Annotated in this window: 7 protein-coding genes and 1 pseudogene; 2 read left to right on the top strand and 6 right to left on the bottom strand. The window is 65.3% G+C overall.

The annotated features are described in order from the left end of the window. Positions 1–369, top strand: a pseudogene (locus F6S12_RS06295) (fumarylacetoacetate hydrolase); the annotation flags it as partial. Between the two features lie 7 nt (positions 370–376). On the opposite strand, the gene gcvP reads toward F6S12_RS06295, so the two are convergent. After that, positions 377–3,250, bottom strand: coding sequence for an aminomethyl-transferring glycine dehydrogenase (gene gcvP / locus F6S12_RS06290; RefSeq protein ID WP_053154443.1), 2,874 nt, complete (start codon positions 3,248–3,250; stop codon positions 377–379). A 191-nt stretch (positions 3,251–3,441) separates the two neighbouring features. Between gcvP and F6S12_RS06285 the strand changes: the two genes are divergently transcribed. After that, positions 3,442–4,581, top strand: a complete 1,140-nt coding sequence (locus tag F6S12_RS06285; protein WP_077934935.1) for a DegT/DnrJ/EryC1/StrS family aminotransferase — start codon at positions 3,442–3,444, stop codon at positions 4,579–4,581. Positions 4,582–4,640: 59 nt separating this feature from the next. On the opposite strand, the gene gcvH is transcribed toward F6S12_RS06285, so the two are convergent. The 5 genes from gcvH to F6S12_RS06260 form a co-directional block, all read right to left on the bottom strand. Further along, a complete protein-coding gene (gcvH, locus tag F6S12_RS06280) occupies positions 4,641–5,024 on the bottom strand; it encodes a glycine cleavage system protein GcvH (protein WP_011064135.1) in 384 nt (127 codons plus the stop codon). Between the two features lie 52 nt (positions 5,025–5,076). Further along, the gene (gcvT, locus tag F6S12_RS06275) at positions 5,077–6,159 is read right to left on the bottom strand and encodes a glycine cleavage system aminomethyltransferase GcvT (protein ID WP_077934936.1); all 1,083 of its coding nucleotides are present in this window, start codon (positions 6,157–6,159) and stop codon (positions 5,077–5,079) included. 154 nt (positions 6,160–6,313) lie between these two features. After that, on the bottom strand, positions 6,314–7,930 hold the full coding sequence (locus F6S12_RS06270; protein ID WP_019095408.1) for an ABC transporter permease: 1,617 nt from the start codon (positions 7,928–7,930) through the stop codon (positions 6,314–6,316). A 240-nt stretch (positions 7,931–8,170) separates the two neighbouring features. Then, positions 8,171–9,172, bottom strand: coding sequence for an extracellular solute-binding protein (locus F6S12_RS06265; RefSeq protein ID WP_152686519.1), 1,002 nt, complete (start codon positions 9,170–9,172; stop codon positions 8,171–8,173). A gap of 136 nt (positions 9,173–9,308) precedes the next feature. Further along, positions 9,309–10,526 (bottom strand): 2-octaprenyl-3-methyl-6-methoxy-1,4-benzoquinol hydroxylase, encoded by a 1,218-nt coding sequence (locus F6S12_RS06260; RefSeq protein WP_019095409.1) that lies wholly within the window; start codon positions 10,524–10,526, stop codon positions 9,309–9,311. Positions 10,527–10,534 lie beyond the last annotated feature (8 nt).

Genomic DNA, 10,534 nt, shown 5'->3' with positions numbered 1-10,534 from the left:
CTGCAGAACAGCCTGTCACTCAATGTCCGGGTCGAACGCCAGGGCACGCCGTTGCCGCAGCGCAGCTATCGCCTCGACCAGCAGAACTGGTGGGCTATTCGCAAATACTCCCAGGCCTTCCTCGAACAGCACGAACAGTTCCTGCAACCGGGCATGGTCCACTATGTGTTCCACAGCGCCAGCCGGCGCGAGAGCGACCTGCAGTTGCAGCACGGTGACTGGCTGGACCTGGACTGCCCGGAGCTGGAACTGGGCCTGAGCAACCAGGTGATCGAGGAAGAATTGCTGCACCTCTATCCCCTGGAAACCCAACCTGCCCGTGCCAGTAGCCATGGCAGCCAGCCGGCGCGGACGCGCCACCACTACTGAGGCCCGTTCAGCGGTAGTCCGCCAGCGGCACGCAGGCGCAGAACAGGTTGCGGTCGCCATAGACGTTGTCCACCCGGTTCACCGCCGGCCAGTACTTGTGGGCCCGGGTATGGGCGGTGGGCAGCACCGCCTGTTCGATACTGTAGGAGCGCTCCCAGACTCCGGTGATATCCGCCAGGGTATGGGGAGCGCCCTTGAGCGGGTTGTCCTCGGCCGGCCAGTTGCCCTCCTGCACCTGGGCGATCTCAGCGCGGATGCTCAGCATGGCTTCGATAAAACGGTCGAGCTCGGCCTTGGATTCGCTTTCCGTGGGCTCCACCATCAGGGTGCCCGGCACCGGGAAGGACATGGTCGGGGCATGGAAGCCGTAGTCCATCAAGCGCTTGGCCACGTCTTCCTCGCTGATCCCGGTCTGGGCCTTGAGCGGGCGCAGATCGAGGATGCATTCGTGGGCCACCCGGCCGTTGCGGCCGCTGTAGAGCACCGGGAAGGCACCGCTCAATTGCTCGGCCAGATAGTTGGCCGCAAGGATCGCCACCTCGCTGGCATCCGCCAGCTGCGGCCCCATCAGGGCGATGTACATCCAGCTGATGGGCAGGATACTCGCACTGCCCCAGGGCGCTGCGCTGACGGCGCCGTTCTCCGGTAACGGCCCGTCGATGGGCACCACCGGGTGGTTGGCGACAAACGGCGCCAGGTGCGCGCGCACGCCAATCGGCCCCATGCCCGGGCCACCGCCGCCATGGGGAATGCAGAAGGTCTTGTGCAGGTTCATGTGCGAGACATCGGCGCCAATGTCCGCCGGCCGGGCCAGGCCTACCTGGGCGTTGAGGTTGGCGCCGTCCATGTACACCTGGCCGCCGTGGCTGTGGATAACTTCGCAGATCTGGCTGATGCCCTCTTCGTACACGCCGTGGGTGGAAGGGTAGGTAGCCATCAGGCACGACAGGCGCTCGCCGGCCGCCTGGGCCTTGGCCTTCAAGTCTTCCAGGTCGACGTTGCCGGCCTCGTCGCACTCGACGATCACCACCTGCATCCCGGCCATCTGCGCCGAGGCCGGGTTGGTGCCGTGGGCCGACGCCGGGATCAGGCAGACATGCCGGCCGCCTTGCCGGCGGCTCTCGTGGTAGCGACGAATCGCCAGCAGCCCGGCGTACTCGCCCTGGGCCCCGGAGTTGGGCTGCATGCAGATGGCGTCGAAACCAGTGATGGCGCACAGCCAACGCTCCAGCTCCGCGATCAGCAGGCCATAGCCGGCAGCCTGCTCCCGGGGTGCGAAGGGATGCAGGTTGGCGAACTCCGGCCAGGTGATGGGGATCATCTCGCTGCTGGCATTGAGCTTCATGGTGCAGGAGCCCAGGGGAATCATCGACTGGTTGAGCGCCAGGTCCTTGTTCTCCAGCTGCTTGAGGTAGCGCAACATTTCGGTTTCGCTGTGATGGGCACTGAACACCGGGTGGGTCAGGTAGCGCGTGCGTCGCAGCAGCGGGTCGGGAATCCCCGACTCCAGCGCCTCGGCGTCCAGGCTGCTGACATCCAGCCCGTGGTCGGCACCCAGGAACACGTCGAACAAACGGGCCACGGTGCTTTCGTCACAGGTTTCATCCAGGCTCAGCCCCAGCCGGCCACGGCCGAGAATCCGCAGGTTGATCTGCTGCGCCCTGGCGCTTTCGATGATCGCCGTCTGGCTGCCGCCGACCTCCAGGGTCAGGGTGTCGAAGAAGTGCCGATTGACCCTGGCAATGCCGTGGCGCTCCAGGCCGACCGCGAGGATGCAGGTCAGCCGGTGTACCCGCTGGGCAATGCGCTTGAGCCCGGCCGGGCCGTGATAGACGGCGTAGAAACCCGCGATATTGGCCAGCAGCACCTGGGCGGTGCAGATGTTCGAGTTGGCCTTCTCGCGGCGGATATGCTGCTCGCGAGTCTGCAAGGCCATGCGCAGGGCCACCTGGCCGCGGGCATCCTTGGACACGCCGATGATGCGCCCGGGCATCGCGCGCTTGTACTCGTCGCGGCAGGCGAAAAACGCCGCATGGGGGCCGCCGTAGCCCATGGGCACGCCGAAGCGCTGGGACGAACCGAGCACCACGTCGGCCCCCAGTTCGCCCGGCGGGGTCAGCAACAACAGGCTGAGCAGGTCGGCCGCGACACAGGCCAGGGCCTGCTGGGCGTGCAACTGGTCGATCAGCGGCCGCAGGTCGCGGATCTCGCCATGGGTGTCCGGGTACTGCAGCAACGCGCCGAACACCTGGTGCCCGGACAATTCGTCGACCCCGCCGACCACCAGCTCGAAACCGAAGCCTTCGGCCCGGGTGCGGACCACGGAAATGGTTTGCGGGTGGCAGTGTTCATCGACAAAGAACAGGTTGCTCGAAGACTTGCTCACGCGCTTGGCCAGGGCCATGGCTTCGGCGGCGGCGGTGGCTTCGTCCAGCAACGAGGCGTTGGCCAGGTCCAGGCCGGTGAGGTCGATGGTCATCTGCTGGAAATTCAACAAGGCTTCGAGCCGGCCCTGGGCGATTTCCGGCTGGTAGGGGGTATAGGCGGTGTACCAGCCGGGGTTCTCCAGCACGTTGCGCAGGATCACCGTCGGCGTCAGGGTGGCGTGGTAACCCATGCCGATCAGGCTGGTCCAGACCTGGTTCTGCCCGGCATAACCCTTGAGCCTGGCCAGGGCGGCCGCTTCGTCCAGGGCCGGCGGCAGGTCCAGTGCGCGGTTGAAGCGGATTCCCGGCGGCACCGTCTGCTCGATCAGTTCGGCCCGGCTGCCCAGCCCGAGGCTGGCGAGCATCGCTTGCTGCTCCTCGGCGTCGGGCCCCAGGTGCCGGTTGAGAAAAGCGTTGGGCTCGCGTAACTGGCTCAAAGATAGCAACTGGGACATGACCGGCTCTCTCCGATAAACGGCGCTCAGCGTCGCTGCAACAGGGTGCCAAGCAGCATAGCAGTCGATTTCCCGCGTCGATGCTCTGGCGTCCCGGGGCAATCGGTACCATCATGCTCGACGTCAACGCGCCAGCCCCGGCGCATCGCAACCTGTGCCCCTATCGTCCGCTTATCGGGTGTCCCATCGTCATGAGCCAACTGCCTTTCCTGCCGTTCTCCAAACCCACCATCGATGAACCCACCATCGCCGCTGTCGGCGAAGTCCTGCGTTCGGGCTGGATCACCAGCGGCCCCAAGGTCCAGGCCTTCGAAGCCCAGCTCTCGGAGTTTTTCGGCGGGCGCACGGTACGCACCTTCAACTCCGGCACCTGCACCATGGAGATCGCCTTGCGCATTGCCGGCATCGGTGCCGGTGATGAAGTCATCACCACGCCGATTTCCTGGGTGGCCACCGCCAACGTCATCCTCGAAGTCGGGGCCACGCCGGTGTTCGCCGATATCGACCCGGTCACCCGCAATATCGACCTGGCCCAGGTCGAAGCCGCCATCACCCCGCGCACCAAGGCCATCATCCCGGTGTACCTGGCCGGGCTGCCGGTGGACATGAGCCGCCTCTACGCCCTGGCCAAGAAGCACGGCCTGCGGGTAGTGGAAGATGCCGCCCAGGCCCTGGGCTCCAGCTGGAACGGCCAGCGCATCGGTGCCGGTGGCGACTTCGTGTCCTTCAGCTTCCAGGCCAACAAGAACGTCACCTCGTCCGAGGGCGGCTGCCTGGTGCTCAACACGCCAGAAGAAGTGCGCCTGGCCGAGAAGTACCGCCTGCAGGGCGTGACCCGCAACGGCTTCGACGGCCTGGATGTGGATGTGCTCGGCGGCAAGTTCAACATGACCGACGTGGCAGCCGCCATCGGCCTGGGGCAGTTCGCCCATATCGAGGCGATCACCGCCCATCGCCGTGAGCTGGCCCGGCACTACTTCGAATGCTTTGGCAGCGATTTCGAGGCCCGCTATGGCGCCCAGCTACCGCCGGCGGACTTCACCAACAGCAACTGGCACCTGTTCCAGCTGGTACTGCCGGAGCGCAAGGATGGCAAGCCGGCCCGCGCCACCTTCATGGAGCAGATGCAGGAACGCGGGATTGGCATCGGCTATCACTACCCACCGATTCATTTGCTGAGCCTGTACCGCGAGCGCGGCTTCAAGGAGGGGATGTTCCCGGTGGCGGAACGGGTCGGTCGGCTGATCGTCTCGTTGCCGATGTTCACCGCCATGAGCAAGGCCGACGTGGAACGCGCGGTGGCGGCGGTGAAAGAGGTGTTGCAGGCTTAAGAGCCTTCGCCAGCAAGCCCGCCCTGCGCAAACGGGGCGGACGCGCCGGCGAGAACGGCTTACTCGCCGATGGCGGCCTTGTAGCCGGCGGCGTCCAGCAGCTTGTCCAGATCGCCCGGGTTGCTTGGCTTGAGCTTGAAGATCCAGGCACCGTACGGGTCGCTGTTGAGCAGCTCGGGGCTGGCGCTCAGCTCTTCGTTGACCGCAATCACTTCACCGGCCACCGGCGCATAGATGTCGGAAGCGGCTTTCACCGACTCCACCACACCGGCCTGGTCCCCAGCGCCGAACACGTTGCCGACTTCAGTCAGCTCGACGAAAACCACATCGCCCAGGGCTTCCTGAGCGTGGTCGCTAATACCTACGGTCACGCTGCCGTCGGCTTCCAGGCGGGCCCATTCGTGACTGTCGGCAAAACGCAGGTGGGCAGGGATATCGCTCATGTTCTGTGTCCTCAAGAAGAAGTGTCAGCGGCGCAATGCCTGCTGGAAATAGTTAGATCAGGGTTTTGCCGTGACGCACGAAGGTCGGTTTGACCACCCGGACCGGGTACCACTTGCCGCGGATTTCCACTTCGGCACGGTCGGTGGTGGCCATTGGCACCCGCGCCAGTGCGATCGATTTGCTCAGCGTAGGGGAGAAACTACCACTGGTGATCTCACCTTCGCCAACATCGGCGATGCGAACCACCTGATGCGCACGTAAAACCCCGCGTTCTTCGAGCACCAGGCCCACCAGTTTCTGCTTCACCCCGGCCGCCCGTTCGGCTTCCAGGGCACTGCGACCGATGAACTGGCGTGACGCCGGTTCCCAGGCAATGCTCCAGGCCATGTTCGCCGCCAGGGGCGAGACATCCTGATGGATGTCCTGGCCATAGAGGTTCATGCCGGCCTCCAGGCGCAGGGTGTCCCGGGCGCCCAGACCGATGGGCGAGATCCCCGCCCCCACCAGGTCGTTGAAGAAGGCCGGGGCCTGGTCGGCAGGGAGGACGATCTCCAGACCGTCCTCGCCGGTGTAGCCGGTCCGGGCAATGAACCAGTCGCCGTCAAAGCCGGCTTCGAATGGCTTGAGCTGCTGGATCAGGGTGCCGCGGGACTGGGTTACCAGCTCGGCAATCTTGTGCCGCGCCTGAGGGCCCTGGATCGCCAGCATCGCCAGCTCCGGGCGCTCGTGCAGCTGCACCTGGAAATCCCCCAGCTGCGCCTGCATCCAGGCCAGGTCCTGATCACGGGTGGCGGCATTGAGCGCCAGGCGATAAGCGTCTTCGAGGCGATAGACGATCATGTCGTCAACGATGCCGCCCCGTTCATTGAGCATGGTGCTGTACAAAGCCTGGCCGGGGTTGTGCAGGCGTTCGACATCATTGGCCAGCAACCGCTGGAGCCAGGCCTTGGCCTGGGTACCGCTGACATCGATCACGGTCATGTGGGATACATCGAACACACCGCAATCACGTCGCACCTGATGGTGCTCCTCGACCTGCGAGCCGTAATGCAAGGGCATATCCCAACCGCCAAAATCGACCATTTTCGCGCCGAGGGCGAGATGCAGGTCATACAGAGGCGTACGCTGTCCCATGGGTTTCTCCTTCCGGGCGTGGCGAGGGTGCGGACTGGCGCTGTTGGTGTGAAAGCCTTGAAATAGATGGCTTTCAGCCGATTTCAGCGTCCCGGCCAAACAACAGGCCGCACCGAATGCCGCGCATTGTAGCTGCAAGGTGCAAGGCTGGCACCTAACCGATTCGATGGGCCGAGCGGCGGATCAGGCCAATCACCGGCAGCAGGCCCACCAGCACCAGGGTCAGTGCCGGCAGCGAGGCCCGGGCCCACTCCCCTTCACTGGTCATCTCGAAGATCCGCACCGCCAGCGTGTCCCAGCCAAACGGGCGCATCAGCAAGGTGGCGGGCATTTCCTTGAGCACATCGACGAACACCAGCAAGGCGGCGCTCAAGGTCCCGGGCAGCAACAACGGCAGATACACTTTGAAAAACAGTCGCGGGCCAGCGACCCCCAGGCTGCGCGCCGCTTCGGGGAGCGACGGGCGGATCCGCTCCAGGCTGTTTTCCAGCGGCCCGTAGGCCACGGCGATAAAACGCACCAGATAGGCCAGCAGCAAGGCGGACAGGCTGCCCAGCAGCAGCGGCTTGCCGGCCCCGCCCAACCAGCCGGACAGGGGGATCACCAGCTCGCGATCCAGGTAACTGAAGGCCAGCATGATCGATACCGCCAGTACCGAGCCGGGCAAGGCGTAGCCCAGGTTGGCCAGGCTGACCCCGGCGCGGATGCCCCGGGTCGGCGCCAGGCGTCGGGCAAAGGCCAGGAGCAGAGCCACACTGACAGTGATCAGCGCCGCCATGCCGCCCAGGTACAGGGTGTGGATGATCAAGCCGGCATACCGCTCATCCAGGTCGAAGCGCCCGCGCTGCCAGAACCACGCCAGCAACTGCAGCAGCGGAATCACGAAGGCACAGGCGAATACCAGCAGGCACCAGCCCGTGGCCGCCAACGCCTTGAGCCCGCGCAAGTGGTACAGCGCCTTGCCCCGGGGCCGCTCGTTACCGGTACGGCTGGCGCCACGGGCGCGGCGCTCGCCGTACAGCACCAGCATCACCGCCAGCAGCAGCAGGCTGGCCAGCTGGGCGGCGCTGGAAAGGCTGAAGAAGCCGTACCAGGTCTTGTAGATAGCGGTGGTGAAGGTATCGAAGTTGAACACCGACACCGCACCGAAATCCGCCAGGGTTTCCATCAGCGCCAGGGCCACCCCGGCGCCGATGGCCGGCCGCGCCATGGGCAGCGCCACCCGCCAGAACGCCTGCCAGGGCGATTGCCCGAGGACCCGTGCGGCTTCCATCAACCCCTTGCCCTGGGCCAGGAAGGCGTTGCGCGCCAGCAGGTAGACATAGGGATAGAACACCAGCACCAGCACCAGGATCACCCCACCGGTGGAACGTACCCGCGGCAGTCGCAGGCCGCTGCCGAACCATTCCCGCAGCAGGCTTTGCACCGGCCCGGAAAAATCCAGCAGGCCGACAAAGACGAAAGCCAGCACATAGGCCGGGATCGCAAAGGGCAGCATCAAGGCCCAGTCCAGCCAGCGCCGTCCGGGAAACTCGCAGAGACTGGTGAGCCAGGCCAGGCTCACGCCCAGCAGCGTGACGCCAACGCCCACCCCAAGCACCAGGGTCAGGGTATTGCCCAACAGCCGCGGCATTTGCGTGTCCCACAGGTGGGACCAGATCTGCTGGTCGACGGCCTGCCAGGACAATAGCAGCACGCTCAGCGGCAAAAGGACCAGGGCCGCTACGGCAAAGACCAGGGGATACCAGCGACGTTGAGCGGGATGGGCCACAAAAAACTCTCGGGCAGGTGGAACAGACAAAAATACTTGCGCAAAACGCGTGGGGCGAGAGAGCCGCACCCGCTGGGCGCCATGGCCGCCCCAACGGCTGCAACCACGTTACGCCAGTTGAATCACGTATTCAGGGCTGGCCACCGCTGCGCGGTGGAACGGGAGCCAGCTCCCTCGCCACTAAAGCCCAGCTGCTAAAGAAAACGCCCCGCAAAAGCGGGGCGCAGTATAACGGCAGGCTCAGTTCCAACCAGCGCGGTCCATCAGGCGAATGGCTTCGGCCTGGCGCTTGCCGGCGATTTCAACCGGCAGGGTGTCGGCAACGAACTTGCCCCAGCTGGCCACTTCCGCGGAAGGCGCTACCGCCGGGTTGGCCGGGAACTCCTGGTTGACGTCGGCGAAGATCTTCTGCGCCTCAGGCGTGGTCATCCACTCCACCAGGGCCTTGGCCGCTTCCCGGTGCGGTGCGTGCTTGGTCAGGCCGATGCCCGACAGGTTGACGTGCACCCCGCGATCGCCCTGGTTCGGCCAGAACAGCTTCACCGCCAGGTTCGGTTTCTGCTTGTGCAGGCGGCCGTAGTAGTAGGTGTTGACGATGCCGACGTCGCATTGCCCGGCGTTGATCGCCTCAAGCACCGCGATGTCGTCGGAGAACACATCGGTAGACAGGTTGTTGACCCAGCCCTTGATGATCTCTTCGGTCTTCTCGGCACCGTGGGTCTCGATCAGCGTGGCGGTCAGCGACTGGTTGTAGACCTTCTTCGCCGTGCGCAGGCACAGGCGGCCTTCCCACTGCTTGTCCGCCAGGGCTTCATAGGTGGTCAGTTCTGAAGGTTTGACCCGGTCGGTGGAGTAGGCCAGGGTCCGCGCCCGCAGGCTCAGGCCGGTCCAGGCGTGGTTGGAGGAGCGGTATTGCAGGGGAATGTTGCTGTCGATGACCTTGGAGGTGAACGGCTGCAGGATGCCCATCTGCTCGGCCTGCCAGAGGTTGCCGGCATCCACGGTGAGCAGCAGGTCGGCGGTGGCGTTCTCGCCCTCGGCCTTGATCCGCTGCATCAGCGGCGCTTCCTTATCGGTGATGAACTTGATCTTCACCCCGGTCTTCTGGGTGTAGGCATCGAACACCGGCTTGATCAGCTCATCGATACGCGAGGAGTAGACCACGACTTCATCGGCGGCGTAGGCGGTGCCAGCGATGAGTGTGAGGGCCAGGGCGGTCAGTAGACGCTTCGGTGCCAACATGGGAGCGGTCTCTCGATTTCAAAGTGAGGCGAAATGATAAGGACTCCCATTTGCCATCTCAACCGAACCCGGCGCTGAGGAGTTACCAGATGTTGCGTAGGCTCGTCCTCGCGACGCTTGGCCAGCAAGCCGGCGCCTAGGCTCTGGCCAGTTCCGGCAAGTCGCCGCTCAGGCCCAGGGCCTGGCGCACGAACAGGGCCTTGGCCTCGGGCATCTGGTCGATCACCTTGAGGCCGGTGTTGCGCAGCCAGCGCATGGGCAACGGGTCGGCCTGGAACAGCCGCTCGAAGCCCTCCATGGCCGCCATCAGCGCCAGGTTGTGGGGCATGCGCCGGCGCTCGAAGCGGCTCAGCACCTTGACCTCGGCCAGGCGCTCGCCGCGGCTGGCCGCTTGCAGCAGCACTTCGGCCAGCACGGCGGCATCGAGGAAGCCCAGGTTGACCCCCTGCCCCGCCAACGGGTGGATGGTGTGGGCGGCGTCGCCGATCAGCGCCAGGCCTTCGGCCACATAGCGCTTGGCATGGCGTTGGCGCAACGGCACGCAGAGCCGCGGGTCGGCGCTGATCACCGAACCCAGGCGGCCTTCGAAGGCGCGCTCCAGTTCGGCGCAGAAGCTCTCGTCGTCCAGCGCCATCAGGCGCTCGGCCTCACTCGGGGTGGTCGACCAGACAATCGAACACCAATCATGCTGCCCGTCCCGTACCAGGGGCAGGAAGGCCAGCGGGCCGGTATCGGTGAAGCGCTGCCAGGCGGTCAATTGATGAGGCTGGCTGCTGCGCACGCTGGTGACGATGGCGTGATGCAGGTAATCCCACTCGCGAGTGGTACAACCGGTGAGCCGGCGCACGGCCGAGTTGGCGCCATCGGCAGCGATCACCAGCGGCGCACGCAATTGCCGGCCATCCGCCAGGGTCAGCAGCCAGTCGTCGCCGGAGCGGCGCATCTGCTCCAGACGGGCATTGGCCAGCAGGCCGATATCGCATTCATGCAGGCGTTCGAGCAAGGCGTCCTGAACCACCCGGTTCTCGACGATATGACCCAGCACCTCGGCATGCACGCTGGACGCCGAGAAGTGGATCTGCCCGGTGCCGCTGCCGTCCCAGACCTGCATGTCGCAGTAGGGGCTGCTACGGCGCCGGGCAATGCCGTCCCAGGCGCCCAGGCGCTCCAGGATGCGCTGGCTGGCCGCCGACAAGGCACTGACCCGAGGCTCGAACGGCGCCTGGTCATCAAAGGGTTTGACACTCAGGGAACCGCCATCGAGCAGCAGCACTTCCAGGCCGCTGCCCTGCAACGCCAACGCCAAGGCACTGCCGACCATTCCGGCTCCGACAATCAGCACATCTGCGCGCATTTCCATGC

Origin of the sequence: Pseudomonas sp. JV245A (assembly GCF_032424515.1) — a bacterium.
Taxonomy (GTDB): domain Bacteria; phylum Pseudomonadota; class Gammaproteobacteria; order Pseudomonadales; family Pseudomonadaceae; genus Aquipseudomonas; species Aquipseudomonas protegens.
This window is presented reverse-complemented; position numbering and strand designations above follow the sequence as displayed.